This is a genomic window from Streptomyces sp. CB02056 (assembly GCF_001905545.1).
Taxonomy (GTDB): domain Bacteria; phylum Actinomycetota; class Actinomycetes; order Streptomycetales; family Streptomycetaceae; genus Kitasatospora.
This window is the reverse complement of sequence record NZ_LIPD01000001.1, coordinates 25,902-52,545: the sequence shown is the minus strand read 5'-3', so window position 1 is coordinate 52,545 and position 26,644 is coordinate 25,902. Positions and strand designations below refer to the sequence as shown.

Genomic DNA, 26,644 nt, shown 5'->3' with positions numbered 1-26,644 from the left:
CGCCGCACCGACCGCGCCGCGACAGCCGTACGCGGTAGAGGCCGTGGGCCCCGGCCCGCTCCTGGAAACCAGGGGCGGGCCGGGGCCCACGGCCGTTCTCCGGCGCGGCCGGTGCACCCAGCCGGCGCTCAGCCGGTGCTCAGCCGGCGCTCACGGAGACCGGAACGCTGGGGTGCACCTCGCGCTCGACCCGCGGCAGGATGTCCGGGATGTAGACCTTCTGGATCGCGTCGCCGCCGTCGTGCGCCTCCCAGGCCTCCCGGGTCGCCCAGCGCTCCACCAGGACGAAGCGGCCCGGGTCGTCCTGCGAGTGGTACGCCTCCCAGCTGACGCAGCCGTCCTCGGCGAGGCACAGCGGCCGCATCCGGGCCAGGGCGTCGGCGACCGCCGGGACGCCGTCCGGCTCGGTGACCCTGACGATGACGATGAGGTCGAACATCACTGCTCCTTGGCGGTGGTGGGATCGGTGTCGGCGGCGGCGGCCCGGCCGAGCGCGGGCAGCCACTCGGCGATGGGGGTGAACCGGTAGCCGAGCGAGGCGGCCCGGTCGGCCGACATCGCGAAGTCGGCCGGGCAGGAGAACGGGGACAGGTCGGGGTCGCCCGCCGGGTCCTCCTTCTCGATGACCTGGGCCGTCAGCCCGGTCGCCCCCTCCACCGAGGCAACGACATCGTAGACGTCGGCGGTGTCCGGGGAGGCCACGTTGACCGCGCCGGTCACCTCGTTCACGGCCGCCCAGGCGAGGAAGCCGGCCGCGTCCTCGGCCCGCACCAGCGAGGTCCGGCCCGGCCCGGCGTGGGCCACGATCGGCCGCCCGTCCCGGATCCGGTCGACGTGGAAGCGGTAGCGGCCGGTGAAGTCGCCCTCCTCGGCCAGCACGTGGGCCACCCGGGCCAGCAGCACCGGTACCCGGGCGCGGTCGGTCACCGCGGCCTCGGCCTGGCGCTTGCCCTCGCCGTAGTTGGCCTCCAGGTAGTCGTCGTCCTGCCAGGGCAGGGTGAGGTCGTACGGGTAGCCGGCCGGGTCGAGCTCCTCCTCGCGGGCGAGCGCGCCGAACTCCGGTGCGGCGACCGGCCCGCGGAAGGTGTCCCGGTTGTAGACCTCGATGGTGCTGGTCAGCACCAGCTTCCCGGCCCGGTCCCCGAAGGCCTCGCAGGCCTCCACGGCGGCGTTGGGGGTGTAGCACATCTGGTGCACCACGGCGTCGAACCGCTCCCCGGCGACCGCCTCGGCCAGCTCGCCGGGACGGTTGACGTCCGCGCGCAGCCGCCGGACGGAGTCCCCGAACGGGTCCGGGGTCCGGCCGCGGGTGACGAGGGTGACGCGGTGGCCGGCCGCCAGCAGCCGGCGCACCAGCAGCTTGCCGAAGTAGCGGGTCCCGCCGATGACGCAAATGTCTGCCATCTGCTCTTTCCTGTCTCTTTCTCTCTCGTTCCGTCCGCGGCCCCGCGACGCGCGACCGCTCGGGTTCTGTCAGGCGGACGCGGCGCCCACGGCGTCCGAGGTGCCCGCCTCCGCCTCCTGGGCCGCCGCGGCCTCGGTGCCCTCCGCCCGGCCCACCAGGCAGACCACCGCGCAGCCGGCGGCCACCACCGCGTCGACGTACCAGTTCGCGCCCGGCACCCCGGCGGAGCGCGACAGGTCGAACAGCACACCGGCGAGCACCGAGCCGGCCATGTTCCCGGCGCTGCGGAAGAAGTGCATCGCCCCCATCGCCTTGGCGAGTTGGCGCTCGGGGACCTTGCGGGCGATCCACATGTCGAAGGACGGCACGAAGAGGATCTCGCCCAGCACCACCGTCAGCGCCCCGACCACCACCCAGGCCGCGCCGCGCCCCGCGCCGAGGGCGGTGAACGCCACCGTCATGCCGGTGAGGCCGATCGCCATCACCACGGCCGGGCTGAACCGGCCGATCAGGAACTTGAACACCGGGTACTGGAGCACCAGGATGCTCAGCCCGGTGATCCAGAACGGCGAGGACGGCGCCCACTGCGGCACGTACCGCTCCATGTGCAGCGGGATGCCGACGATGAAGCCGATCGACAGGAACCAGAACACCGCCGACAGCAGGAAGTAGCGGGTGGCGCCCCGGATGTCGATGCCCTTGAACACCGCGGTGGAGAACAGCGGCTTGCGGGCCGCCGCCCCGGCCCCGGGCTCCACCGGCGCCGGGGGCTGGAAGCCGTCCCGGGGGATGAAGGACGAGGCCGCCAGGCAGAACGCGAGGAAGATCGCGAACACCACCGAGAACAGGGTGCGCAGTTCGACGTCGGCGAGCACGGCGCCCAGCATGGCGCCGCCGAACACGCCCACCTGACCGGCCATCTGGAAGGTCGAGAAGGCCTTGGGGCGCTCGTCGTCGGGGTAGGAGGCGAGGACGTTCTTCAGGCCCGGGAAGGAGGTGCCGGAGCCGAAGCCGATGAAGAAGGCGAGCACGGCGTAGACCAGCACCCCGGTGCCGAAGCCCATCAGGCCCAGCGCCACCGCCTCCAGGGCGGTACCGAGGAAGACCGCACCGCGGATGCCGATGCGCAGCGCCACGCCCTCGTAGAAGAAGGTGGCGAGCAGCCGCCCGACGTACGTCATGGCCATCACGACGCCGGCCCAGAAGCCGCTGTCCACCCCGCCGAGCGAGGCCACCAGCACGGGGAACCAGATGTAGCTGCCGGTGTTGGCGAGCAGGATGCCGGCGTTGACGCCGATCAGCGCCCGCTTGCGGTCGACGGTCACAGGGCCGCCCCCTCCTTCGTGTCGTGCGTCGTCGTGCCGGCCGCCGCGGCGGCGCGGAGCCCGGCGATGGCCCGGGCGACCGCATCGCGGTCGATCGGTGTCCCCCGCACGACGGTGGCGGTGGGCAGCGCGGAGAGCGGCCGGCCCGGGGCGTGCAGGTTGTAGGTGGCCGGCGCCCCGACGCTGATCGGGTGGGCGGCGCCGGACTCGCCGCGCAGCTCGTCGAAGTAGCGCCGGCCGCCGACGGTGGCCTGGTGGCGCAGCGCGTCGGCGAGCGAGGGGTCGTCCCCGCGCAGCAGGTCGAGCTCGCCGAGCAGGGAGTAGCCGTGGTAGGCGCCGGTGTTGCCCGAGTCGGTGCCGACCAGCAGGTTGCCCTCGCGCAGCGCGGCCAGCGCGTTGCGGCGCATGTCGCCCAGCGCGCCGGTGCGGGTCTCCTGGAGGCCGTAGGTGATCCCGTACGGCTGCTCCAGGCCGCGGACGGCGTCCAGGTTGCGGACGTCCTGGGTCTCGGCGAAGCCCTCGCGGCCGTACGCGGCGAGGAAGTCGTCGGCCGTCATGACCATCGGGCGCAGCCCGGAGAGGGTGGAGACGAACCGGGCGCCGGCCAGGTCCTTCCACTCGGCGTCGCCGAGGGTGCGGTCGCGGACGGTGTGGGCGAAGAGCCGGAAGCCGCAGTCGTAGGCCCAGCGGGTCTCCTCCAGCGTGTTGCAGTCGATCACCGCGGTGATGCCGCGCTCGGCGGCGATCCGCGCGGTGAACCGCAGCACCCGCTCCGACAGCCGGGAGAAGCGCACCTTGGAGCCCGGCTGCTCGGTGCCGTCGGTGAACATGACCTTGAGGAAGGTCGCGCCGCGCTCGGCGTTGTTGCGCAGCGCCTGGTCGAGGTCGGCCTCGACCGCGAGCATGTACACCGGGGTCGGGAACTCCACGCCGTGGCCGGAGAGGCCCGCCGCGTTGGTCATCGCCGTCACCGCGTAGCCGCAGTGGACCAGTTCGGGGTACGGCAGGTCCGAAGCGGCCCGGCCGGCCTCCCAGGCGTCGGCCACCATCGGGTAGCCGAACATGTCCACCACGTGGGTGACGCCGTGGTAGAGGTACTGGAGGGCGATGATCCGCGGGTCCTCGGCGGTGTCGTCGAAGTTGGCGGGCAGGGCGATGTGGGCGTGGGTCTCGGTGTAGCCGGGCCACAGCTCCGGCTCGTCGCCGCGGCGGGTGCCCGAGGGCTCGATCCGGGTGAAGACCCCGTCCTCGACGGTCACGTCGAACAGCGCCTCGGCGTCCAGGGCGGGGACGGCCACGCCCGACAGTACGGCGGGCCGCCGCTGCTCGGGGGTGGCCGCGCTCACCGGGCCACCTCGACCGACAGGCGCAGGTCGATGCGGTCCAGGCCGTCCTGGCAGCGCTTGGCGGCCTCGTCCCGGTCGCCGCCGGTGAAGATGATGTGGCCGATCCAGTCGAAGTTGCTGCGGGACAGCCGGTTCACGGCCGTGCCGGGCTTCTTGTAGCCGAGGGCGCTGTGGAAGCCGGGCAGGTCGGTGAGGGCGTCGAAGCCGATCGCCTCGACCGTCCCGGCGACCGGGGAGCCGAACCAGTGGCCGCTGGCCGTGGTCTCGCGGGGGAAGGCCAGCTCGGGCCGCTCGCCGAGGGCCTGGCGGATGACCTCCAGGTACGGGTCCACGCCGGAGGTGATCTCCATCAGGGTCGGCACGATCCCGCCGGCCAGGCGGCCGTTGACCTCGCACAGCACCGGGCCGTCCGGGCCGAGCAGCCACTCGGTGTGGATGAAGCCGAAGTCCACGCCGAGCCCGTTCAGCACGGCGGTGGTGGCGGCGAACAGCTCCTCCTGGAGCGGGTGGCCGCTGAAGTAGGTGAGGCCCATCTCGATGAAGTACGGGAACCCGCTGAGCGAGCGGTCGGTCAGGCCGAGGTTGACCACCTCTCCCCCGGCGAGCACGCAGGACTCGACGGAGATCAGCTCGCCGGTGACGAACTCCTCGATGACGATCTCCGGGATGCGCACGACGCCGCGCCCGTAGTCGGCGACCTGGGCCAGCTCGGCGAGGTACTCGCGCAGGTCCGCCTCGTCCTTGAGGTGCAGGACGTGGAGGCTGGCGGTGCCGTCGGAGGGCTTGGCCACGCAGGGGAAGCCGACCTCGCGGACGGCGGCCTCCACCTCGGCCGGGTCGGTGGCCACCGCGAAGCGCGGCTGGCGGATGCCGGTGCCGGCCAGGGTGGTGCGGGTCAGGTGCTTGTGCCGGGCGTTGCGGGCGCCGTCGACGCTCATGCCGGGCAGGCCGAGCGCCTCGGCGACGGCGGCGGTGTGCACGGTGTGGTACTCGCTGTACGTGGTGACGCCGTGGATCGGCTTGGCCTCGTGCAGCCGCCGCGCCAGGTCGGTCAGCTCGTCGAGGGAGAAGGCCTGCTCGCTCTTGACGACCTGGCAGTTCGGGTGGGCGTAGGCGGCCTCGGTCAGCGGCGAGACGCTGAGGTAGAAGTCGGGGTCGACCGAGACCAGGGTGACGTCGTGGCCCAGTTCCAGGGCGTTCGCGATACCGGCGATCCCGTTCGGGTTGCACTCGATCATGAGGATGTGCATGGCTGTGCTCCTTGTCGGACTGTGGCGGATCAGGGGATGACGGGGGCGGGGGCGCGGCGGACGCGGGCCCCGGCGGCTCAGCGGACGCAGGCTCCGGAGGCGGCCGGCAGCCGGCCGGCGCCGCCGGCCCGGGCCACCGCGGCGAGCACGGCGGGCAGCGTGAGCCCGACCGCGGCCATGACCTCCTCGTGGTCGCCGCCGGTGGACGGCCAGGTCAGGTCCGCGCTCGCCGCGGTGACCTCGCACCCGGGCATCAGCAGCGCGAGGGCCTCGGCCGCCCCGCCCTGGGCGCGGTGCTCCTCGACCACGACGAACCGCCGGTGGCGGCGGGAGAGTTCGGCCGCGGCGCGGGCCAGGTTCGGGTGGTCCAGGTAGACCAGGTGGGCGTGGCCGGTGCCGGGGCGGGCCTCCCGCGCGGCCAGCGCCAGGCGGGTGCCCTCCTCGCCGACCGACACCAGGCAGACCTCGCCCGGCTCGGCCCGGGACTCCCAGGTGACCAGCGGCGCCCGCTCGCCCTCCCAGTTGAGCGAGCGGTACTGGGCGTTGCGCCCGGTGCGGATGTAGTGCGGCCGGCCGGAGCGCACGGCCTCGCGGACCACCGCACGCATCTCCGCCTCCCCGTAGGGGGCGGCGATGACCACGCCCGGGATGCTGCGCAGGACGGCGAGGTCCTCCAGGCAGTGGTGGGTGGTGCCGAACCAGGCGCCGGAGACGCCCGCGTACGGCGCCACCACGGTGACCCCGGCGTTCAGGTAGCCCAGCGTCAGCTTGAGGCTCTCCGCCGCGCGCAGCGCCGCGAAGGGCGCGAAGGTGCTGACGAAGGGCTTGTACCCGCCCGCGGCGAGGCCCGCCGCCATGTCGACCATGGCGCCCTCGGCGATGCCGAGGTTGAAGAAGCGGTCGGGGTGGGCCGCCTGGAACGGGTGGCCCTTGCCGCCGAGGTCCGCCTCCAGGCAGAGGATGGTGTCGTCCTCGGCGGCGAGCCCGGTCAGCTCGTCGCGGTAGGCGTCACGGCCCGAGAGGGTCATCGGATCGCTCGCTTCCACTTGGCGGCGCGCGTGGCGTCGATGGTCACGTAGTGGGAGCCGGCCTTGCCCTCCACGGCGGGCACGCCCTTCCCCTTGACGGTGTTCGCGATGACGGCCAGCGGCCTGCGGGCCCCGGCCCGGTCCCCGGCGAGCAGCCCGGTGAGCGCCGCCAGGTCGTGCCCGTCGGTCTCGGCGACCTCGAACCCGAAGGCGGCGAACCGCTCGGCGAGCCGGGGCAGCGGCGAGATGTCGGCCACCATGCCGTCGTTCTGGCCGCCGTTGCGGTCGACCACCAGCACGAAGTTGCCCAGCTCCTGGGCCACGGCGACCTGGCAGGTCTCCCAGACCAGGCCCTCCTGGAGCTCGCCGTCGCCGGCGACGGCGATGCCGAGTCCGCTCCGGCCGCCGATCCGGCGGGCCATCGCCCAGCCGGCGGCGTACGGGACGCCGTGGCCGAGGCTCCCGGTGGGGAAGCGCACGCCCGGGACCTTGGGGCCCGGGTGGCCGGTGAACGGCTCGCCCGCCAGGCCGTAGCGCGGTGTCGGGTCCTCCGGGAGGACGCCGCTGACGTGCAGGGCCGCGTAGAGCCCGGCGGCGGCGTGGCCCTTGCTGAGCACGACCTCCGTGCCGTCCCCGGCCGAGGCCCGGTGCAGCGCGGCGATCAGGATGTCCAGGACGGACAGGCTGCCGCCGAGGTGGCAGCCGCGCGGCCCGGCGGCCATGTCGACCACCAGCCGGCGGGCCCGTACGGCCCGGTCGGCCAGGGTGGCCAGCAGGTCGTCCCCGGTCTGCGGCGGGGCGAGCAGGGTGCTCATCGACGGCTCCCCTCGGGCAGGGCGAACCACCGGTTGACGGCGTCCGCGAGCAGCGAGCGGGCGGTGCGGTACTCCATGGCGCCGATCCGCTCCTCGTCGGTGTGGTCCAGCGAGGAGTCGCCGGGGCCGTACGCGACCATCGGCACGTCCCGCCAGGTGGTGGCCAGGGTGTTCATGTCCGAGGTGCCCTTCTTCACGACGAAGCGGGGCCGGACGCCGGTGTCCGCGAAGGCCCGGCTGAAGACCTTGACCAGGGAGCTGGAGCGGCCTCCGACGTACCCGGGGGTGGCCCGCAGCACCTCGATCTCCACCCCGGGCCGGACCTGGTCGAGCGCCGCTGAGCGCAGCGCGTCGAGGTCGGCCGTGGGCGGCACCCGGAAGTTGAGGATCCCGGTGGCGTGGTGGTGCTCGCGCCCGGTCCGGCTGCTGATCTCGATGACCGCGCTCAGCGCGTCGGTCGCGTGGGCCAGCACGGCCGTCCGGATGCCGCCGAGCGCCTCGATCAGCAGGTCGGGGGCGGAGACCGCGTCCTGTCCGGCCGAGTGGCCGCTGGACACCGAGGCGGTCACCTTGAGCTTGAAGAGCCCGAAGTAGCCGAGTGTCAGCTTCTCCGAGCCGCTGGGCTCGCCGATGACGACCGCGTCGGCCGGGTAGTGGTCGCGGACGTGGAACGCGCCCTTGGAGGAGGAGATCTCCTCCTCGACCGCGCCGACCACGCACAGCTGGCCGTCCTCAGGGATGTCCGCGTGCGCGAGCACCTCCAGGAAGTTGGCCAGGCAGCCCTTGGCGTCCACGCTGCCGCGGCCCCACAGTTCGCCCTCGCGCCACTCGGCCGGCCAGCGGTGCGGCACGGTGTCGAGGTGGCCGAGGAGGAGCAGCCGGCGGGGCCCGATGCCGCGGCTGGCGACGAGGTTGCCCGCCTCGTCGACGGCGGCGTCCATGCCGCGCTCGCGGCACCACTCGGCCAGCAGGGTGGCGAGTTCGGCCTCGTCACCGGAGACCGAGGGCACCGAGACCACCCGGGTCAGCAGGCTCAGGTCGGCGGAGGGCTCGCGCACCCGCCAGAACCTGGTCCAGTTGGCCGGCTCGGACATGGTGTGCGGCCCGGTGATGGCCACGTCGGCGCTGCCCTCCAGGGCGATCTCGGCCGCGCGGACCTTCTGCCGCATGCGCCCCGCGGCGTACCGCGCTCCGTCGCCCGGGTAGGCGTCGGCCAGCGTGGAGCGCGGGTCGTCCTTGTCCGTCAGCAGTCCGGCGGTGCCGGTGACCAGCCGCAGGTGGTCGGCGTCCAGCGCGTTGGCGAGGACCGCCGCGAGCACGTCGGCGTCCACGTTGAGCGGGGCGCCGCCGTCCGGGTCGGCGACCGGCGCGGACAGGCAGACCAGGTCGTACGTGTCGAGCAGGGCGTTCAGCCGGGCGGTGTCCACCTGGGCGGGCACGCCGGCCCGGTGGTCGCGGACCACGATCGGCCGGCCCTCGGCGGACAGCGCCTTGAGCGGGCGGTTGGCCCGGCCGGTCACCAGGGCGCCGCGCGCCGCGACGGCGGTGAAGACGCCGAGCCCGAGGGCCCGGGCCTCCCGCTCCACGGCGGGCAGGGTGACCCGCTCGTAGGCGTCGACCAGGTGGGTCATCTCCTCGGGCGGGCAGTAGCGCACCTCGTCGCCGTTGGCGAGCCGCAGCTGCGGCATCGGGCGGGCGATCGCGCGGTAGTGGGCCTCGATGCCGGTGGCACCGCCGGCGACCAGGAGCACCCGGGCGCCCCGGGCCACCAGGTCGGCCAGCTCCTTGTGGATCGTGCCGTGGTCGAGCGTGGCGCTGCCGACCTTGATCACGTACAGCGGACGGCTCACGGCGACACCGCCGTGGTGGGCAGTCCGGTCGTCTCGTCCAGGCCGGAGATCAGGTTCATCGCCTGGATCGCCTGGCCGGCCGCGCCCTTGATCAGGTTGTCCAGGGCCGCCACCGCGACGCACTGGTCGCCGCGCACCGCGACCGCCACCTCGGCGACGTTCGAGCCGACGACCGCCTTGAGCATCGGGAAGTCCTGCGCCGCCTTGGGGGCCGGCCGGACCCGGACGAAGGGCTTGCCGAGGTACGCCTTGGCGTAGGCCCGCTTGACGTCCAACGCCGTGACGCCGTCCCGCAGTTCGGTGTACGCGGTGACCATGATGCCGCGCGACACGTCCAGGCTGTGGGTGGAGAACCGCAGGTCCACGGCGGCGCCGGTGAGGTCGGCGATCGCCTGCTGGACCTCCGGGGCGTGCCGGTGCCCGTGCAGCTTGTGCACCCGGATGTTGCCGCTGCGCTCGGCGTGCGGCTCGCCGCCGCCGCGACCGCTCCCGGTGGAGCCGGTCTTGGCGTCGACCACGACCCGGTCGGTCGCGAGCGAGGCGGCGAACATCGGGTAGAGCGCGTAGATGGTGGTGACGGCCATGCAGCCGGGCAGGCTGATGAACCGCTCCTGCGGGACCTCGGGGCTCAACTCCGGTATGTAGTAGGCGAAATCCTCGCTCGGCGGGTTCGCGGCCGTCCTCGGGTAGTGGGTCCGGACGTCGTCGCCGTCGCGGAGCCGGAAGTCGCCGCCCAGGTTGAGCACCCGCTTGGCGTTGTCGGCGATCAGCGGCAGCTGCTCCGGCAGGGTGCCGGTCGGCAGGCAGCCGAAGGCGACGTCGACGGGGCCGGCCTCGGCGAGCTGCGCCAGCGGCCGGAGCGTCAGCGAGCCGGCCCTGGGGTGGTTGCGCAGCCACGGGTGGACGCTGCCGACCGTGGCACCGGCGTTGCGCTCCGCGGAGAGGAACGCGAGCTCCACCCCGGGGTGTTCGAGCAGCAGCCGGATGACCTCACCACCGGTGTAGCCGCTCGCGCCGATGACGGCGACGCGGATCTTCTGGTCAGCCAAGGCGGGCCGCCTTCTCCCACGGACGGCGGTGGTCGCCGCTCTCGACGAGCTTGCGGATGGCGTCCGGGCGCCGGGCGACCTTCCGGAAGGCGTCCGCGTAGCGCAGGATCCGCTCGTACTCGACCGGGGAGCGCAGCTCGCGGCAGAGCACCAGGGTGCTGTCGAGCATGCCCAGGGTGACCGGGAAGTCCTCCGGCCGGTGGTCGCGCACGGCGTCCGGGTTGAGCGAGAACGGGTAGCCGTTGCCGAAGCCGTCGCGGTGCCGGAACGGCAGGTGGCACGGGATCGGGGTGTTCTGCCACTCGCGGGCCGGCACGCCCTCGGCGACCAGCAGCTCGTGCACCGCCTCCTTGACGGCGTGCACCGGCAGGTCCTCCAGGCCGACGGCCTCCGGGTGCAGGGTGGTCCGGTACATGTTGTACGCGTGCACGTGCCCGTCCGGGACGTGCGGCGGCGTGAACAGGCCGGTCCCCGCCAGGGCCTCGCCGAGCAGGGCGGCGTTGCGGGCCCGGATCTCGTCGTAGTACGGCAGCCGGGCCAGCTGGCTGGTGCCGAAGGCGGCGGCCACCCAGGACATCCCGTAGTCGATGGCGTGGCGCTCCAGGTAGGCGACCGCCCGGCCGTACGCCTCCTCGGTGGCGTAGAAGGCGATGCCGCCCTCGCCGCCGAGCGGGAAGTTCTTGTCGGCCATCAGGCTCTGGCCGGCGGCGTCGCCGAAGGAGCCGGCCACCCGGTCGCCGATCTTCGCGGAGTGGGCGTGCGAGGCGTCCTCGACGAGGGCGATGCCGTGCTGGTCGGCCAGGGCGCGCAGGGCCGGCACGTCGGCGGGCAGGCCGTGGACGTGCACCGGCATGAGCGCCCTGGTCCGGGGGGTGATCGCGGCGGCCGCGGCCCGCGGGTCCATGCAGTAGGTGTCCGGGTCGATGTCGACGAACACCGGGATCGCGTGGGCGGCGACCACGGCCTGCGCGGTGGCGATGAAGGTGAACGCCGGGACGATCACCTCGTCACCGGGCTGCACGCCGGCGCCGACCAGGGCCATGTGCAGGCTGGAGGTGCCGCTGGCGGTGGGCAGGGCGTACTCGGCGCCGACGTAGGCGCGGTACGCCTCGGCGAAGTCGGCCACGACCTTGTCGGGCGACTGCCGCTGGGCGAGCATCAGGTTGAAGACGTCTTCCTTGGTGATGATCGGGAAGAGCGTGCGGCGCTGGGCCTTGGGGATCATCGCGCCGCCGCCGAGGGCGGCGAGCTCGTCGGCGAGGTCGGCTTCGGTGGGCAGGGGCAGGGGCGAGTTCGGGAAGTCGGTGATCATCAGCGTGCTCCGGAGCTTGCGGCGGCGGGGCGAGCCGCGTGGGTCAGGGCCATCCGTACGCAACCGGCCACCAGGGGGCTCAGCCGGTAGTTGAACTGCACCCCCGGCACCAGGTCCTCGTCGGCCTCCTGCTGGGTCCACATGGTGCGCAGGTCGTAGGCGCCGAAGATCTTCAGCCGCTCGGCCCGGGCCCAGAGCCGCTCGTCGTCGGTGAGCACGGCGGCGGCCGGGCCGAAGCCGAGCCCGCTCAGGTCCACCACCAGCGCGGGGGCGGTGGCTTCGGCGGTCAGCTCGTCCAGCCGGCCGGCGTTCTCGGGGGTCAGCGAGACCAGGTCGAAGGCGGCCGGGGCCTGCCCCTCGACGGTGACGCCGAGCCAGGCCAGGAAGGCCGTGGTGGCCTCGTCCGGCCCGGCCAGGGCGACGGTGTCGCCGTGGCCGATGCCCTGGCCGGCCAGGGCCGCGTGCAGGGCCCCGGTCCGGCTGTTCAGCAGGACGGCCTTGGCCCGGCCGGTCCGCTTGGTCAGCAGCCGCTCCAGGGCGGGCAGTTCACGGTCGCTCTTCTCGATGCTCATGACCACGCCCGAGGTGAGCACGCGGGCGAGCACCGTCGCGGTGTCGAACAGTTCCATGGTTCCTCTCCGGGTCACACGGCCGCGGCCGTCAGCTGCCCCGCCACGTAGGAGGCGAGGTGGCCGGCGACGTTCACTCCGTGCAGGGCGGAGGAGCGGGCGAATTCGGGGTTGGCGTTCACTTCCAGGACGAGCAGGTCACCGGTGGTCCGGTCCTCCACCAGGTCGACCCCGTAGAAGCCGGGGCCGAGCACGTCGACGATCTGGACGCAGAGCTTCTCCATCTCCGGGGTGATGTCGACGCGCCGCACCTCGGCGCCGAGGTGGGTGTTGGTGCGCCAGTCGTCCGAGACCCGTTGGATCGCCACGACCGGGGTGGTCCCGACGACGACCACGCGCAGGTCGTGGCCGGGCTTGTCGATGTACTCCTGCACGATGACGGGGAAGAGCTTCCCCGCGGCGTCGACGGACTCGCGCCCGGCGGCCCAGGCCTCCAGGCACGCGGCGTCCGCGAGCTTGGTGACACCGCGCCCCCAGGAGCCGCTGACCGGCTTGACCACCGCCGGCATGCCCAGCTCGGCGACGATCGCGCGCACCTGGTCGTAGCTGAAGGCGTGCCGGGTGTGCGGGTGGGGGATGCCGTGCCGGGCGAAGAGCAGGGCCTGCAGGCCCTTGTCGTTGCAGGTCTCGATGGTCGACGCCCGGTTGAGGGTGGTGATCCCGGCGTGTTCCAGGCGGCACGAGACGCTGATCGCGTCCCGGTGCGAGAGGTTGCGGATCAGGGCCAGGGCCGGCGGGTCGGTACGACCCGCCACCACGTCGGCCAGATCCTCCATGAGCAGTGGAGTCGCCGTCAGACCCTCCCCGCGCAACGCCCCGAGGAGGAGTTTCTCCTCGGGGCGCAGCATGGTGGCCGACAGCAGGACGCGGCCGGAGGAGGTCACTCGCCCCAGTCCTCTTCCACCTCGGGGGCCAGGTCGAGGCGGACGCCGGCCTCGGACTTCTCGACGACCTCGTGCTCCTGGCCGCAGGCCGCGCACTCGGTCACCTCGCCCCGCTCCCAGGCCTCGTCGACCTCGAAGTCGGTGTCGCACACCAGGCATTTCGGTACGGCAATCGCAGCGGTCATTTCTCTCTCCTTCTGAATGTCGGCGCGCCGATATCCGCGAAACGTGATTCGCAGCACTCCCGCAGGTCGGCGGATCGGCGCTACTGTCCAGGGGTGGCGGATTCCCACCCGGCCGATCAGGCCCAGCCGGGGTCGCCCGGCAGGAGCGCCACGTCGCTGGCGGCAGCGGTGGGGGCGCTGCTGGGGGCGTCCGGCGCGGCGGAAACGACGATCACCGCGACGGCGGCCATAACGAAGGACGCGAGGATTCGACCCGGGAACCGCATGATCTTCATTTCCACCCCTAGATAGACCTATCCGTTCGTGCTGGGGGGTTTCCCCGCACACAGAGAGAATGCCTGGGAATGGGTCCTTGCCAGAAGAGATCCGATGGCTCAGGATCGTGCACTGCAAGATTCCGAAGGGGGTGGCACATGTGCGACATATCGGACGTCAGTGGCCCGGAGGCCCACCCCGGGCCCTGTGACGAGGGGATCACGTTCTACCGCAAGGCCGTCCTGTTGGGGAGGGCCCCGACGGCGGAGCCGCCCGCCTGCCTGACCGAGCTGGGGCTGCTGACGGCGGCGCTGGGCGACCCCTCGGTCCTGGTGCCGGTCCCGCCCGAGGTCGCGACCACGGCGCTGCTGCACCCGATGGAGCAGCAGATCCTCGAACAGCAGCAGCAGGTGGCCGCGATCCGGACCGCCATGTCCCAGGTCGAGAGCGTCTACCGGACGCTGCGCCGGGAGGGCCGGGACAACGTCCAGCGGCTCAGCGGCGCGGCGGTCATCGCCGCCGCGGTGGCCGAGACGACCCAGGCGACCGAGCGGGAGCTGCTCACCGCGCACCCGGGCGGCAGCCGGCCGACCGACGTCCTCGCCAGATCGCTGGTCCTGGCCCTGGACGCGCAGAAGCGGGGCGTCCGCCAGCGCACGCTCTACCAGCACTCCGTCCGGGCGCACTACCCGACGCTGGACTACATCAAGGCCGTCACAGAGGCCGGCATCGAGGTGCGGACCGTCGACGAGGTCTTCGACCGGCTCATCATCTGCGACCGCTCGGTGGCGTTCATCCCCGACAAGGAGCTCGAACACCACAACCACGCGCTCAAGGTCACCGACCCCGGCGTGGTGCACTTCCTGGCCTCGGTCTTCGAGCACGCCTGGGAGCGGGCCGCGCCGGTCGTCTACGAGAGCGACCAGCAGCGCCCGCCGCTGCTCACCGACGAGACCCGGCTGCGGGTGCTCCAGCTCATGGTGGACGGCTACACGGACGCCGCGATCGCCAGCCGGCTCGGCATCAGCTCGCGGACCGTGGCGAGCCACCTCAAGCGGGTGTCGGAGATCCTCGGCAGCAACAGCCGGGCCCAGCTCGCCTACCTGACGGCGCAGAGCGGCATCCTGGACGGCTCCCCGCCGCCCGCCCGGCAGCCCCGGGGCCCGCACGAGCAGCCGGCCGGGCCGACCGGTCCCACGGCGTAGCAGGGCCCGCCGCGGGGGCGTCCGCGGCGGGCCCTGGGCACGGGGAGGGGGAGCGGTCAGTCGCGGCTCAGGCCGCGGTCCAGCGCGGCGATCGCGCTGCCCCGGGCGTCGTCGCCGTCCAGCGACCAGACCATCACCCCGGCCAGGTCGTTCCAGCGCGTGTACCGCGCCTTCTGGGTGAGCACCTCGGCGGTGTCGTAGCTGTAGAACGTGGTGCCGTCGTACTTCCAGGACGCGCCGTGGTCGCGGTCCAGGTAGACCTTGCCCGGCAGCGCGTTGATCTCCTGGTACGAGTGGTCGGGCGCGGACGCGGTGGCGCTCTGGAAGAGCCCGCCGCGCTTGCCGGGGGCGACGCCGGTCCAGCCGTGGCCGTACAGCGGGGCGCCGAGGACCAGCTGCTCGGCGGGCAGGCCGCGCTCCTGGTAGTGGTCGGCGGCCTGGTCGGCACTGCGCCGGCGCGGGTCCGGGTCGGCCGGGTCGGAGTACAGCGGGGCCTGGTGGTTGGCCGGCCCCTTGCCCTCCCACGGGCCGTGCAGGTCGTAGGTCATCAGGTTCAGCCAGTCCACCGACTCGCTCAGCTGCGGCAGTTCGAGCCGGTCGGCGACCGTCTCGTTGGCGGCCACGGCGGCGGTCAGCAGGTACTTCTTGCCCTTCCGGCCGCTCAGCGCGTCCAGCTGGTCGCGGAACTCCTGCATCAGCAGCGTGAAGTTGTGCCCGTCCTCGGGGCGGACCACGTTGCCCGCGTCCCCGCCGCCGCCCGGGTACTCCCAGTCGATGTCGATGCCGTCGAAGACGCCCGCGGCGGCGCCCTTGCCGCCCTCCGGGGAGTCCGCCAGGACCGGCAGGTCGCCCTTGACGTAGAGGTCGATGCAGGAGGAGACGAACTTCTTGCGGGCCTCGTCGGTGGCGGCCGCGTCGGAGAAGTACTTGGACCAGGACCAGCCGCCCAGCGAGATGACCGTGCGCAGCTGGGGGTTCTTCGCCTTGAGCTTGCGCAGCTGGTTGAGGTGGCCCTTCAGCTTCTGGCCCGGGGCGTCGGCCACGCCGTCCACCGACTCGGCGGCGGAGAAGGAGCGCTGGTAGTCGTTGCGGGCGTCGCCCTGGCCGGCCTCGTTGCTCTCGAAGCAGGTGCCCTCGGCGGAGACGTTGCCGAAGGCGTAGTTGATGACGGTGAGCCTGGCCGCCTGGCCGGACTCCTGGACCCTCTTCGCGGAGCTGTCGGCGCCCCACTGGGTGAAGTAGCCGACCCGTTGGCCCTTCAGCTTCGGGCCGTGCCGTCCGTCGGCGGCGTTGGCGGTGGCGGGGGCGGCGAGCAGCGCGGCGACGGTGGCGGCGGCGAGCAGGGCTGAGGCGCGAGTGGGCATACCGGACCTGTTCTCTGAAGCGGCGTCAAATGGTCTGGACCAGATGGCACAGAGGTTTAGTCCATCCGCCGTTCACCGCACAAGGGGGCGACCGCAACCGGCGCAGTATGCAAAAAGCTGGTGCGAGAAGCCGTCGCAAAAAAGAGGAGGCCGGACCGCGGGATGCGGTCCGGCCCCCTCAGAGGCTCATGCTCAGCCGATCAGCGAGCGCAGCACGTACTGCAGGATGCCGCCGTTGCGGTAGTAGTCCGCCTCACCGGGGGTGTCGATGCGGACGACCGCGTCGAACTCCTTGTCACCGGCCTTGACCTTGACGGTCTTCGGGGTGCGGCCCTCGTTGAGCTCGGTCACGCCGGTGAAGGAGAAGGTCTCCTCGCCGGTCAGGCCGAGGGACTCGGCGTTCTCGCCCTCCGGGAACTGCAGCGGCAGGACGCCCATGCCGATCAGGTTCGAGCGGTGGATGCGCTCGTACGACTCGGCGATGACGGCCTTGACGCCCAGCAGCGCGGTGCCCTTGGCGGCCCAGTCGCGGGACGAGCCGGAGCCGTACTCCTTGCCGGCCAGGACGACCAGCGGGACGCCGGCGGCCTGGTAGTTCTGCGAGGCGTCGTAGATGAACGACACCGGCGCGTCGGCCTGGGTGAAGTCGCGGGTGTAGCCGCCCTCGGTGCCCGGCGCGATCTGGTTGCGCAGGCGGATGTTGGCGAAGGTGCCGCGGATCATCACCTCGTGGTTGCCACGACGGGAACCGTAGGAGTTGAAGTCGCGCTTCTCGACACCGTTGGCGGTCAGGTACTGCGCCGCCGGGGTGCCCGGCTTGATGTTGCCGGCCGGGGAGATGTGGTCGGTGGTGACCGAGTCGCCCAGCTTGGCCAGGACGCGGGCGCCGGCGATGTCGGTCACCGGGCTCGGGGTCTTGGCCATGCCCTCGAAGTACGGGGGCTTGCGGACGTAGGTGGACTCGGCGTCCCACTCGAAGGTGTTGCCGGTCGGGACCGGGAGCGACTGCCAGCGGTGGTCGCCGGCGAAGACGTCCTGGTAGCCCTTGTCGAACATGGCCTCGTCGATGGAGCCGGCGACGGTGTCGGCGACCTCCTGCTCCGACGGCCAGATGTCGGCGAGGAACACGTCGTTGCCGTCGGCGTCCTGGCCCAGGGCGTCCCGGGTGATGTCGATGTTCATGTTGCCGGCGAGGGCGTAGGCGACCACCAGCGGCGGGGAGGCCAGGTAGTTCATCTTGACGTCCGGGTTGATCCGGCCCTCGAAGTTGCGGTTGCCGGAGAGCACCGACACGACCGCGAGGTCGGCCTCGTTGACGGCGGCCGAGACCTCCTCGGGCAGCGGGCCCGAGTTGCCGATGCAGGTGACGCAGCCGTAGCCGACCAGGTTGAAGCCCAGCTTCTCCATGTACGGGAGCAGGCCGGCCTTCTCGTAGTAGTCCATGACGACCTTGGAGCCCGGCGCCAGGGTGGTCTTGACCCAGGGCTTGACGTGCAGGCCCTTCTCCACGGCCTTCTTCGCCAGCAGGGCGGCGCCCAGCATGACGGAGGGGTTGGAGGTGTTGGTGCAGGAGGTGATCGAGGCGATCACGACCGCGCCGTTGTCGATCTCGTAGGACGAGCCGTCGGGGGCGGTGACGGCGGTCGGCTTCGAGGCCTCGGCGGAGTAGGTCGGCAGCGCCTCGGCGAACCGCTCGGCGGCCTCGGCCAGGATCACGCGGTCCTGCGGGCGCTTCGGGCCGGAGATCGACGGGACGACGGTGGAGACGTCCAGCTCGAGGTACTCGGAGTAGACCGGCTCGTGCGACGGGTTGTGCCAGAGACCCTGCTCCTTGGCGTACGCCTCGACCAGGGCGAGCTGCTGCTCGTCGCGGCCGGTGAGCTTCAGGTAGTTGATGGTCTCGGCGTCGATCGGGAAGATCGCGCAGGTCGAGCCGAACTCCGGCGACATGTTGCCGATGGTGGCGCGGTTGGCCAGCGGGATGGAGCCGATGCCGTCGCCGTAGAACTCGACGAACTTGCCGACCACACCGTGCTTGCGCAGCATCTCGGTGATGGTGAGCACCAGGTCGGTGGCGGTGGTGCCGGCCGGCAGCTCGCCGGTCAGCTTGAAGCCGACGACGCGCGGGATCAGCATGGAGACCGGCTGGCCGAGCATCGCGGCCTCGGCCTCGATGCCGCCGACGCCCCAGCCCAGCACTCCCAGGCCGTTGACCATGGTGGTGTGCGAGTCGGTGCCGACGCAGGTGTCCGGGTAGGCCTGGCCGCCGCGGACCATGACGGTGCGGGCCAGGTGCTCGATGTTCACCTGGTGGACGATGCCGGTGCCCGGCGGGACGACCTTGAACTCGTCGAAGGCGGTCTGGCCCCAGCGCAGGAACTGGTAGCGCTCCTTGTTGCGGCCGTACTCGATCTCGACGTTCTGGGTGAACGCGTCCTTGGTGCCGAACTTGTCGGCGATGACCGAGTGGTCGATGACCAGCTCGGCCGGGGCCAGCGGGTTGATCTTGGCCGGGTCGCCGCCCAGCTCCTTGACGGCCTCACGCATGGTGGCGAGGTCGACCACGCACGGCACACCGGTGAAGTCCTGCATGATCACGCGGGCCGGGGTGAACTGGATCTCCTGGCTCGGCTGGGCGTTCTCGTCCCAGTTGCCGAGGGCGCGGATGTGGTCGGCGGTGATGTTCGCGCCGTCCTCCGTGCGGAGCAGGTTCTCCAGCAGCACCTTGAGGCTGTACGGCAGCCGAGCGGAACCCTCGACGGCGGAGAGCTTGAAGATCTCGTACGACTCGTCGCCCACCTGCAGCGAGCTGCGGGCGTCGAAGCTGTTCGCGGACACGACTGACTCCTTCTGGGTGCTTCGTGCGGTATCCGGCCGTCACGCGGTGGTAAGGTCAGCCTTACTTAGGCTTGCCTTGCCCGCATCGCCGGCGAGCGCCTCTCGGCAAGTATCTTGATGTCGAGATATATCCTAGGCGGCAGTTATCTCGATGTCGAGATAAACCATAGTGCATGCCTCGGCACACCGATCGTCCGGGCCGCACCGCTCGCGCTCCGGCCTCTTCGGCCGGACCGCACCGGCCACGACGGCGGCCGCCGCCAGCGGCACCACCACTAGCTCACCACCGGAACCGCCGGTCGGCGAGGGGGCGGCGTCGGCTGGCGGGGCCGTCCGCACTCTTTCCCCTCTGTTCGCGCCCGGTTCGCGTCCGGACCCGGTTCACCCCCGCGCCCGGGCCCGGGCGGGTGTGGCGGCTCGCCCGCACGGGGTCCGGTGCGGGGTCCGGTCGGGGTCCGGCGCGGGCCGTCCGCCTGACGTGCCGGGGTCCCGGGAGCCCGGAGCGGTGTCCTCCGGGCCGGGGCGCCGTTAGCAGGGGGACCCGTCGCCCCGCCCCCGGAAGGCCCGACCGATGACCGCTCCGCTCGCCGCCGCCCTGCTGCCGCTGGCCCTGCTCGCCCCCGCCGCCTCACCGGTCTCGGTCGTCGAGGCCGACTTCGACCCGGCCACCGCCTTCGTCCCCCCGGCGGCGATCAGCTACGCGAGCGACCTGGTGCCGTACGGCGCCCACGTCCGGATCGTCACCGACCGCTCGGCACCCGGGCGGACGGTGCTCACCCTGAAGGCCTCCGGACTCGCCCCCGACCACGAGTTCCCCGCACACCTGCACACCGGCCGCTGCGGGGCCGACCCGGCCTCCTCGGGGCCGCACTACCAGGACGACGTCGACCCGGTGCAGCCGTCCACCGACCCGGCGTACGCCAACGAGCGCAACGAGCTGCGGCTGGCGCTGCGCACCGACGGGCGGGGCCGGGGCAGCGCCACCACCGTGGTGGGCTGGCAGCCGCGACCGGGCGAGGCGCGCTCGCTGGTGCTGCACGCGGGCACCCCGGCCGGCCCGCACGCGGCGGGCGACCGGGTGGCCTGCGTGAGGCTGGACGGCTGAGCCGCGCGGCCGCCGGGGCGGGCGCCCAAGAGCGGGCACTCATGAGCGGGCACCCAGGAGCCGGTGCCTCAGGAGCCGAGGGTGGCGACCAGCACCGCCTTGATGGTGTGCAGCCGGTTCTCGGCCTGGTCGAACACGATGGAGTGGGCCGACTCGAACAGCTCGTCGGTGCACTCCAGCTCGGTCATGCCGGTCGCCTCGTGCATCTGCCGCCCGACCGCCGTGCCGAGGTCGTGGAAGGCCGGCAGGCAGTGCAGGAACTTCACGTCCGGGTTGCCGGTGGCCCGGACGGTGTCCATGGAGACCTGGTACGGCTTGAGCAGCTCGATCCGCTCGGCCCAGACCTCCTTGGGCTCGCCCATCGAGACCCAGACGTCGGTGTAGAGGAAGTCGGCGCCGGCCACGCCCTCGGCCACGTCCTCGGTCAGGGTGATCCGGGCGCCGGTCGTCCCGGCCAGGGCCTTCGCCGACTCCTGCACCTCCTCGGTCGGCCAGAGCGCGCGCGGGGCGACGATCCGGATGTCCATGCCGAGCAGGGCACCGGTGATCAGCAGCGAGTTGCCCATGTTGGAGCGGGCGTCGCCGAGGTAGGCGAGCGCGACCTCCGGGAGCGGCTTGGCGGTGTGCTCGGTGACGGTGAGCACGTCGGCCAGCATCTGGGTGGGGTGCCACTCGTCGGTCAGGCCGTTCCAGACCGGGACGCCGGCGAACTCGGCCAGCTCCTCGACGATCTCCTGGCCGTGGCCGCGGTACTCGATGCCGTCGAACATCCGGCCGAGCACCCGGGCGGTGTCCTTGACGGACTCCTTGTGGCCGATCTGCGAGCCCGCCGGGTCCAGGTAGGTGGTGGTGGCGCCCTGGTCGTGGGCGGCGACCTCGAAGGCGCAGCGGGTGCGGGTGGAGGTCTTCTCGAAGATCAGCGCGATGTTCTTGCCGCGCAGCCGGGGCTGCTCGGTGCCCGCGTACTTCGCCGCCTTGAGCGTGGCGGCGAGGTCCACCAGGAAGCGGAACTCCTGGGGCGTGAAGTCGAGCTCCTTGAGGAAGTGCCTGTTCCGGAGGTTGAAGGCCATGCCGGGCTCCTGGGGTGACGGGACTGACGGACTACGGAAAGCGGCAAGTCTATACGATACTCGGAATTTATATACGGAGGCTGGGCGGAGGAGGGGAGCCCACGGGGGCTCCGTCGGTTCCGTGGGCCCCCTCCTCGTGGGCTCCGTGGGCTCCCCTCCTCCGCCTCCGCCTCCGCCTCCGTCACAGCCGCGGGTCGACCGGCTCCGACTCCAGCGCGAGCACCGCGAAGACCGGCTCGTGCACCCGCCACAGCGGCTCCCCCGCCGCCAGCCGGTCCAGCGCCTCCAGGCCCAGCGCGTACTCGCGCAGCGCCAGCGAGCGCTTGTGGCCCAGCGCGCGCAGGCGCAGCCGGTCGAGGTGCTCGGTGTAGTCCGGTCCGTAGACGATCCGCAGGTACTCCCGGCCGCGCACCTTCACCCCGGGCTGCACCAGGCCGCCCGGCCGGCCCTTGCCGCGCGCCGTGCGCACCGGCGAGACCAGCGGCTTGACCACCATGCCCTCGCCTCCCGCCTCGGTCAGCTCCTCCCACCAGGCGGTGGCGGCGGCCATCGAGGCCTCGTCCTCGGTGTCCACCAGGATCCGGCGGGTGCGCTGGAGCAGGGGCCCCTCGCGGCGCTCCGGGTCCTCCGTGCCGGTCCCCTCGGCCGGGCCGGCGGTGTCGGTCCCGTCGATCCCGTCGGTCTCGTCGGCGGCGGCCAGGCGGTCGATCCAGGCCAGGTGTTCGTCGTGCGGGCGCACCGCGAGGTTCGCCCCCTCGGCCGCGAGCAGCTGGAACGGCGCGAGCCGGATGCCCGACAGGCCCTCGGTCGGCCAGCAGTAGCGCCGGTACGCCTCGGTGAACGCCCGCGCGTCGGCCGCGCGCTGCCGCTGGCGGTCGGTCAGCCGGGCCAGGTCCAGGCCGCGCCCGGCCGCCCGCTCCAGCGCGGACAGCACCTCCGGCAGGGCGGCGCCCGCCGCCGCGCCGACCGCCGCGTACTGGCGGCGCAGCAGCTCCACCGCCTTCAGCGACCAGGGCATCAGCTCGGCATCCAGCAGCAGCCAGTCGGTGGCCAGCTCCTCGAACAGCCCGGCGCGCTCGGCGGCCGCCCGGACCCGGTCGAGCACGGCGCCGGTCAACTCCTCGTCGGCGAGGAAGGCGCGGCCGGTCCGGGTCCAGATCGCGCCGGGGCCGGCCACGCCGAAACGGCGCTCCAGCGCGGCCCCGTCCCGGGCCACCAGCAGCACCGCGCGCGAGCCCATGTGCTTCTCCTCGCAGACCAGGTGCCGCACGCCGTCCGCCCGGTAGCCGAGGAAGGCCTCCTCCGGGTGCTCCAGGTAGCCGTCCCGGCGGGACGTGGCGCTCGGTGCCATGGTCGGCGGCAGGTAGGCGAGCAGCCGCGGGTCCAGCGCGAAGCGGCTCATCACCTCCAGCGCGGCGGCCGCGTTCTCCTCCCGGACGGCCACCCGCCCGTGCAGCCCGGTCTCGACGGTCCGGCGCCCGGCCACGTCGCCGAGGTCCAGCGGACGGCCCTCGCGGGCGCCCGGCGCGTCGGTGATCAGCGGGCGCACCGGGGCGTACCACTCGCGCTCGGCCTCGACGCCCACCAGCTCGCGCTCCGGATAGCGCAGCGCGGTCAGGCTGCCGCCGAAGACGCAGCCGGTGTCCAGGCAGACGGTGTTGTTGACGAAGCTCGCGGCCGGCACCGGGGTGTGGCCGTAGACCACCAGCGCCCGGCCCCGGTACTCCTCCGCCCACGGGTAGCGCACCGGCAGGCCGTACTCGTCGGTCTCGCCGGTGGTCTCCCCGTACAGCGCGTGCGAGCGGACCCGGCCGGAGTTGCGGCCGTGGTACCGCTCCGGCAGGCCTGCGTGGCAGACCACCAGGGCGCCGCCGTCCAGCAGGTAGTGGCTGACCAGGCCGCGCATGAACGCTCGGACCTCGGCCCGGAACTCCTCGCTCTCCCCCGCCAGCTGGTCCAGCGACTCCTGGAGGCCGTAGGCGACGTTGACCTTCTTGCCGTCCATCGCCCGGCCGAGCTTGTTCTCGTGGTTGCCCGGCACGCAGAGCGCGTGGCCGGCCGCCACCATGCCCATCACCAGGCGCAGCACGCCCGGGGTGTCGGGGCCGCGGTCGACCAGGTCGCCGACGAAGACGGCGGTGCGGCCCGCCGGGTGCGCGGCGTCCACCGGGCGGCCCCCGGCGTCCCGGGTCAGGGTGTAGCCGAGCCGGGTCAGCAGGGTCTCCAGCTCGGAGCGGCAGCCGTGGATGTCGCCGACGATGTCGAACGGGCCGGTGAGGTGGCGCAGGTCGTTGTAGCGCTTCTCCAGCTCGATCCCGGCGGCCGCCACCTCGGCCTCGCCGCGCAGGACGTGCACCTTGCGGAAGCCCTCGCGCTCCAGCCCCCGGAGGGAGCGGCGCAGCTCCCGGTGCTGGCGGGGGACCACATGGGCCGGCAGCTGCCGGTCCGGGCGGGAGCGGTTGCGCTCGGCGCACACCCCCGGCGGGACGTCCAGGACGATCGCGATCGGCAGCACGTCGTGCTCGCGGGCGATCTCGACCAGCCGGCGGCGGGCCTCGGGCTGGACGTTGGTGGCGTCCACGACGGTCAGCCGGCCGGCCGCCAGGCGCTTGCCGACGATGTAGTACAGGACGTCGAAGGCCTCGGCGGAGGCGGACTGGTCGTTCTCGTCGTCGGCGACCAGGCCGCGGCAGAAGTCGGAGGAGACCACCTGGGTGGGCAGGAAGTGGCGGCGGGCGAAGGTGGACTTGCCCGCGCCGCTGGTGCCGACCAGGACGACGAGGGAGACGTCGGTGACGGGGAGGCGGCGGGGGGCGGTGCTCTCCGCGCGGTCCTGGTCCCGGCTCTCGCCGGGGGTGTCGGTCGGGTCATCGGTCATCGGGGCTCGCCTCCTTCGGGCGTCGCGGTCGTGATGGGCACGGTGGTCGCGGTGGGTGCCGGGGTCGTGGTGGATCCCGGGGTCGTGGTGGTCACGGGCGTCGGCGTCGTGGTGAACAGGGCCAGCTGGGTCGGGGCGCCGACCTCCTCGTCCTCCGGGCCGACCGGGCGCAGCTCCACGGTGTAGCCGTACGCGGCCGCGACCTTCCCGGCCCAGGCGCGGAACTCGGCCCGGGACCACTCGAAGCGGTGGTCGGCGTGCCGGACGGCGCCCGCCGGCTGGCTCTCCCAGCGGACGTTGTACTCCGCGTTCGGCGTGGTGACCACGACCGCCCTCGGCCGGGCGGCGCCGAACACCGCGTACTCCAGCGCGGGCAGCCGCGGCAGGTCCAGGTGCTCGATCACCTCGCACAGCACCGCCGCGTCGAAGCCCTTGAGCCGGGCGTCGGTGTAGGTGAGCGCTCCCTGCGCCAGCGTCACCCGGGCCGCCTGACGCTCCGGCATCCGCTCCAGGCCCAGCCTGCGCCCCGCCGACCGCAGCGCCCGGGCGGAGACGTCCACGCCGAGGATTCCGGTGAACCGGGCGTCCTTGAGCAGTTCTCCGATCAACTCGCCCTGGCCGCAGCCGAGATCGGCGACGCGGGCGGCACCGGTCTCGCGCAGCGCGGCGAGGATCGCGGTGCGGCGCTGCTCGGCGAGCGAGGGCCGCCGGGGCTCCGGCTCGTCCCGCACCTCCTCCTCGGACCGGTCGTCGACCGCGTTGTCGATCTCCTCGACCTCGCGGTCGTCGGCCTCCGCCAGCCGGGCCAGCTCCAGGCGCTCCATCGCGGCGCGGGTCAGCGACCAGCGCCGGGCCAGGTAGCGGCGGGTGATCAGGGCGCGCTCGGGGTGGGCCGCCAGCCAGCCCTGACCGGCCGCGAGCAGCTTGTCCACCTCGTCCGGGGCGACCCAGTAGTGCTTGGCGCCGTCCAGCACCGGCAGCAGCACGTACAGCTGCTGGAGCGCGTCGGCGAGCCGGACCGTCCCGGAGGAGAGCGCGATCCGGACGTAGCGGGACTCGCCCCACTCGGGGAACGACTCGTCCAGCGGGACCGCCGTCGCCTCGACCCGCCAGCCCAGCGGCTCGAACAGCCGGACCACCAGGGCCGGGCCGCCGCCCCCGCCCGCACCACCCGCACCGTTCGCGGGCACGGCGGGCAGCTCGATCCGCAGCGAGCGGGCCCGCCCGGGCAGTTCGGGCCGGGCCGGGCAGTCGCCCTTCATCGCGGACCGGAACACCGTCCGCAGCGCCACCGCGAGCAGCGAGGAGGCGGCGTACGGGCGGTCGTTGACGTACTGGGCGAGCGCGAAGTCGGGCGAGCCGCCGCGCCCCCTGCCGTCGCCCCGGCCCTTGCGGACCAGCGCGATCGGGTCGACGTCCAGCAGCAGCGCCGCCGTGCAGACCTCGTCCCCCGCCTCGGGGTAGAAGACGTGGGCCTCACCGTGCGACGTGGTGAACCGCTGGACCTTGTCGGGGTGCTTGTGCAGCAGGAACCCGAGGTCCGTGGCCGGGTCCTCGGCGCTGCCGGTGGTGGAGATCGACATGAACACCCGCTGAAGTATTGCCCAGCGCCCGAACGCCGGGCACCGGGTTTTCCCGCCCCGCGGGCCGCCGACCGGCGCGTTCGCCGGGCGCGTCCGCCCGGTGGGCGTGTTCGGCACCGGGGCCCCGCATTGGTTAACGTGCACGGTGTGACTGCTGAATCCACCTCGCTCGAATCCACCTCCCCGGCGAACGGCGCCGTGGCCACCGGTCTGGCCACCATCGCCGCCGACGGCACCGTCCTCGACACCTGGTTCCCCGCCCCCGTGCTGGCCGCCGAGCCCGGCCCGGCCGGCACCGTCCGTCTGACCGCCGAGCAGGCCGAGGCCGAGCTCGGCGCCGGCGCGGCCGAGGCGCTGCGCGTCGACGCCCGCCGCGGCGTCGAGGTGGTCGCCGTGCGCACCACCATCGCCTCGCTGGACGAGAAGCCGCTCGACACCCACGACGTGTACCTGCGCCTGCACCTGCTCAGCCACCGCCTGGTCAAGCCGCACGGCCAGAACCTGGACGGCGTCTTCGGCCTGCTGGCCAACGTCGCCTGGACCAGCATCGGCCCCGTCCCGGTGGACAAGGTCGAGCAGGCCCGGCTCGCCGTGCGCGCCCAGGGCGGCCAGCTGGCCGTCTACGGGATCGACAAGTTCCCGCGGATGACCGACTACGTCGCCCCGACCGGTGTGCGCATCGCCCACGCCGACCGCGTCCGGCTCGGCGCCCACCTGGCCGTCGGCACCACCGTGATGCACGAGGGCTTCGTCAACTTCAACGCCGGCACGCTGGGCACCTCCATGGTCGAGGGCCGGATCAGCGCGGGCGTCGTCGTCGGCGACCACAGCGACATCGGCGGCGGCGCCTCGATCATGGGCACCCTGTCCGGCGGCGGCAAGCAGGTCGTCTCGGTCGGCGAGCGCTGCCTGCTCGGCGCCAACGCGGGCATCGGCATCTCGCTCGGCAGCGACTGCGTGGTCGAGGCCGGCCTGTACGTGACCGCCGGCACCCGGGTCACCACCCCGGACGGCACGGTGGCCAAGGCCGTCGAGCTGTCCGGCCAGGACAACCTGCTGTTCCGTCGCAACTCGCAGAGCGGCGCGGTCGAGGTCATCGCCCGCTCCGGCTCCTGGGGCGGCCTGAACGCCGACCTGCACGCCCACAACTGACCTTCGGTCGGAGGTCGTTGGGGTCCGGCGCCCGGGTGGCGCCGGACCCCGCCCGCTTCTCGGGGGCCGGTCACTTCTCGGGGGCCGGTCACTTCTCGGGGGCCGGTTACCGCCCG

At 73.1% G+C, this 26,644-nt stretch carries 22 protein-coding genes; 3 read left to right on the top strand and 19 right to left on the bottom strand.

Features of this window, described 5'->3' with window-relative positions; all coding sequences use genetic code 11:
• Positions 1 to 139: 139 nt before the first annotated feature.
• The 14 genes from AMK13_RS00220 to AMK13_RS43265 form a co-directional block, all read right to left on the bottom strand.
• Complete coding sequence (locus AMK13_RS00220) at positions 140 to 439, bottom strand: putative quinol monooxygenase (protein ID WP_049648963.1); 300 nt, start codon at positions 437 to 439, stop codon at positions 140 to 142.
• Complete coding sequence (locus AMK13_RS00215; protein ID WP_049648964.1) at positions 439 to 1,404, bottom strand: NAD-dependent epimerase/dehydratase family protein; 966 nt, start codon at positions 1,402 to 1,404, stop codon at positions 439 to 441. Before AMK13_RS00215 ends, AMK13_RS00220 begins: the two co-directional genes overlap by 1 nt.
• Before the next feature lie 69 nt (positions 1,405 to 1,473).
• Positions 1,474 to 2,730, bottom strand: coding sequence for an MFS transporter (locus AMK13_RS00210; RefSeq protein ID WP_074000679.1), 1,257 nt, complete (start codon positions 2,728 to 2,730; stop codon positions 1,474 to 1,476).
• Positions 2,727 to 4,076, bottom strand: a complete 1,350-nt coding sequence (locus tag AMK13_RS00205; RefSeq protein WP_107418631.1) for a hydrolase — start codon at positions 4,074 to 4,076, stop codon at positions 2,727 to 2,729. Before AMK13_RS00205 ends, AMK13_RS00210 begins: the two co-directional genes overlap by 4 nt.
• Entirely contained in the window at positions 4,073 to 5,326 is a 1,254-nt protein-coding gene (locus AMK13_RS00200) for an ATP-grasp domain-containing protein (protein WP_049648966.1), read from the bottom strand. The genes AMK13_RS00205 and AMK13_RS00200 overlap by 4 nt, the downstream gene beginning before the upstream one ends.
• Before the next feature lie 77 nt (positions 5,327 to 5,403).
• Positions 5,404 to 6,354: a transketolase family protein gene (locus AMK13_RS00195; protein WP_074000678.1), complete on the bottom strand. Its 951-nt coding sequence runs from the start codon at positions 6,352 to 6,354 to the stop codon at positions 5,404 to 5,406.
• A complete protein-coding gene (locus AMK13_RS00190; RefSeq protein ID WP_049648968.1) occupies positions 6,351 to 7,169 on the bottom strand; it encodes a transketolase in 819 nt (272 codons plus the stop codon). The genes AMK13_RS00195 and AMK13_RS00190 overlap by 4 nt, the downstream gene beginning before the upstream one ends.
• Positions 7,166 to 9,019 (bottom strand): M20/M25/M40 family metallo-hydrolase, encoded by a 1,854-nt coding sequence (locus tag AMK13_RS00185; RefSeq protein WP_074000677.1) that lies wholly within the window; start codon positions 9,017 to 9,019, stop codon positions 7,166 to 7,168. Before AMK13_RS00185 ends, AMK13_RS00190 begins: the two co-directional genes overlap by 4 nt.
• Positions 9,016 to 10,068 carry an N-acetyl-gamma-glutamyl-phosphate reductase gene (gene argC, locus AMK13_RS00180; protein WP_074000676.1) on the bottom strand — a complete coding sequence of 351 codons (1,053 nt, stop codon included), beginning with the start codon at positions 10,066 to 10,068 and terminating at the stop codon, positions 9,016 to 9,018. The genes AMK13_RS00185 and argC overlap by 4 nt, the downstream gene beginning before the upstream one ends.
• A complete protein-coding gene (locus tag AMK13_RS00175; protein WP_074000675.1) occupies positions 10,061 to 11,380 on the bottom strand; it encodes a DegT/DnrJ/EryC1/StrS aminotransferase family protein in 1,320 nt (439 codons plus the stop codon). The genes argC and AMK13_RS00175 overlap by 8 nt, the downstream gene beginning before the upstream one ends.
• Positions 11,380 to 12,009, bottom strand: coding sequence for a DegT/DnrJ/EryC1/StrS family aminotransferase (locus AMK13_RS00170; protein WP_049648972.1), 630 nt, complete (start codon positions 12,007 to 12,009; stop codon positions 11,380 to 11,382). The genes AMK13_RS00175 and AMK13_RS00170 overlap by 1 nt, the downstream gene beginning before the upstream one ends.
• A 14-nt stretch (positions 12,010 to 12,023) precedes the next feature.
• Positions 12,024 to 12,893, bottom strand: a complete 870-nt coding sequence (locus AMK13_RS00165; RefSeq protein WP_049648973.1) for a RimK family alpha-L-glutamate ligase — start codon at positions 12,891 to 12,893, stop codon at positions 12,024 to 12,026.
• Positions 12,890 to 13,078 (bottom strand): lysine biosynthesis protein LysW, encoded by a 189-nt coding sequence (locus AMK13_RS00160; RefSeq protein WP_049648974.1) that lies wholly within the window; start codon positions 13,076 to 13,078, stop codon positions 12,890 to 12,892. Before AMK13_RS00160 ends, AMK13_RS00165 begins: the two co-directional genes overlap by 4 nt.
• A gap of 116 nt (positions 13,079 to 13,194) precedes the next feature.
• Entirely contained in the window at positions 13,195 to 13,353 is a 159-nt protein-coding gene (locus AMK13_RS43265; RefSeq protein WP_158077651.1) for a hypothetical protein, read from the bottom strand.
• Between the two features lie 138 nt (positions 13,354 to 13,491).
• Between AMK13_RS43265 and AMK13_RS00155 the strand changes: the two genes are divergently transcribed.
• Positions 13,492 to 14,538: a LuxR C-terminal-related transcriptional regulator gene (locus AMK13_RS00155; RefSeq protein ID WP_074000674.1), complete on the top strand. Its 1,047-nt coding sequence runs from the start codon at positions 13,492 to 13,494 to the stop codon at positions 14,536 to 14,538.
• Between the two features lie 56 nt (positions 14,539 to 14,594).
• Here AMK13_RS00155 and AMK13_RS00150 read toward each other — a convergent pair whose 3' ends face one another.
• Complete coding sequence (locus AMK13_RS00150) at positions 14,595 to 15,902, bottom strand: glycoside hydrolase family 18 protein (protein ID WP_074000673.1); 1,308 nt, start codon at positions 15,900 to 15,902, stop codon at positions 14,595 to 14,597.
• A 192-nt stretch (positions 15,903 to 16,094) separates the two neighbouring features.
• The gene (gene acnA, locus AMK13_RS00145) at positions 16,095 to 18,740 is read right to left on the bottom strand and encodes an aconitate hydratase AcnA (RefSeq protein ID WP_049648977.1); all 2,646 of its coding nucleotides are present in this window, start codon (positions 18,738 to 18,740) and stop codon (positions 16,095 to 16,097) included.
• A 571-nt stretch (positions 18,741 to 19,311) separates the two neighbouring features.
• Between acnA and AMK13_RS00140 the strand changes: the two genes are divergently transcribed.
• Positions 19,312 to 19,845 (top strand): hypothetical protein, encoded by a 534-nt coding sequence (locus tag AMK13_RS00140; protein ID WP_074000672.1) that lies wholly within the window; start codon positions 19,312 to 19,314, stop codon positions 19,843 to 19,845.
• Between the two features lie 68 nt (positions 19,846 to 19,913).
• Here AMK13_RS00140 and argF read toward each other — a convergent pair whose 3' ends face one another.
• From argF to AMK13_RS00125, 3 genes are all read right to left on the bottom strand, one after another.
• Positions 19,914 to 20,915 carry an ornithine carbamoyltransferase gene (gene argF / locus AMK13_RS00135; protein WP_049648979.1) on the bottom strand — a complete coding sequence of 334 codons (1,002 nt, stop codon included), beginning with the start codon at positions 20,913 to 20,915 and terminating at the stop codon, positions 19,914 to 19,916.
• A gap of 181 nt (positions 20,916 to 21,096) precedes the next feature.
• A complete protein-coding gene (locus AMK13_RS00130; protein ID WP_074000671.1) occupies positions 21,097 to 23,793 on the bottom strand; it encodes a polynucleotide kinase-phosphatase in 2,697 nt (898 codons plus the stop codon).
• Positions 23,790 to 25,382: a 3' terminal RNA ribose 2'-O-methyltransferase Hen1 gene (locus AMK13_RS00125; protein WP_074000670.1), complete on the bottom strand. Its 1,593-nt coding sequence runs from the start codon at positions 25,380 to 25,382 to the stop codon at positions 23,790 to 23,792. The genes AMK13_RS00130 and AMK13_RS00125 overlap by 4 nt, the downstream gene beginning before the upstream one ends.
• Before the next feature lie 141 nt (positions 25,383 to 25,523).
• On the opposite strand from AMK13_RS00125, the gene dapD reads away from it, so the two are divergent.
• The gene (dapD, locus tag AMK13_RS00120) at positions 25,524 to 26,528 is read left to right on the top strand and encodes a 2,3,4,5-tetrahydropyridine-2,6-dicarboxylate N-succinyltransferase (RefSeq protein ID WP_049648981.1); all 1,005 of its coding nucleotides are present in this window, start codon (positions 25,524 to 25,526) and stop codon (positions 26,526 to 26,528) included.
• The last annotated feature ends 116 nt before the right edge of the window (positions 26,529 to 26,644 follow it).

Bases quoted from the DNA above. Each gene is read 5' to 3' on its own strand.
- AMK13_RS00220 (WP_049648963.1), bottom strand. From the start codon at position 439: ATGTTCGACCTCATCGTCATCGTCAGGGTCACCGAGCCGGACGGCGTC.
- AMK13_RS00215 (WP_049648964.1), bottom strand. From the start codon at position 1,404: ATGGCAGACATTTGCGTCATCGGCGGGACCCGCTACTTCGGCAAGCTG.
- AMK13_RS00200 (WP_049648966.1), bottom strand. From the start codon at position 5,326: ATGCACATCCTCATGATCGAGTGCAACCCGAACGGGATCGCCGGTATC.
- AMK13_RS00195 (WP_074000678.1), bottom strand. From the start codon at position 6,354: ATGACCCTCTCGGGCCGTGACGCCTACCGCGACGAGCTGACCGGGCTC.
- AMK13_RS00190 (WP_049648968.1), bottom strand. From the start codon at position 7,169: ATGAGCACCCTGCTCGCCCCGCCGCAGACCGGGGACGACCTGCTGGCC.
- AMK13_RS00175 (WP_074000675.1), bottom strand. From the start codon at position 11,380: ATGATCACCGACTTCCCGAACTCGCCCCTGCCCCTGCCCACCGAAGCC.
- AMK13_RS00170 (WP_049648972.1), bottom strand. From the start codon at position 12,009: ATGGAACTGTTCGACACCGCGACGGTGCTCGCCCGCGTGCTCACCTCG.
- AMK13_RS00160 (WP_049648974.1), bottom strand. From the start codon at position 13,078: ATGACCGCTGCGATTGCCGTACCGAAATGCCTGGTGTGCGACACCGAC.
- AMK13_RS43265 (WP_158077651.1), bottom strand. From the start codon at position 13,353: ATGAAGATCATGCGGTTCCCGGGTCGAATCCTCGCGTCCTTCGTTATG.
- AMK13_RS00155 (WP_074000674.1), top strand. From the start codon at position 13,492: ATGTGCGACATATCGGACGTCAGTGGCCCGGAGGCCCACCCCGGGCCC.
- AMK13_RS00150 (WP_074000673.1), bottom strand. From the start codon at position 15,902: ATGCCCACTCGCGCCTCAGCCCTGCTCGCCGCCGCCACCGTCGCCGCG.
- AMK13_RS00140 (WP_074000672.1), top strand. From the start codon at position 19,312: ATGACCGCTCCGCTCGCCGCCGCCCTGCTGCCGCTGGCCCTGCTCGCC.
- argF (WP_049648979.1), bottom strand. From the start codon at position 20,915: ATGGCCTTCAACCTCCGGAACAGGCACTTCCTCAAGGAGCTCGACTTC.
- AMK13_RS00130 (WP_074000671.1), bottom strand. From the start codon at position 23,793: ATGACCGATGACCCGACCGACACCCCCGGCGAGAGCCGGGACCAGGAC.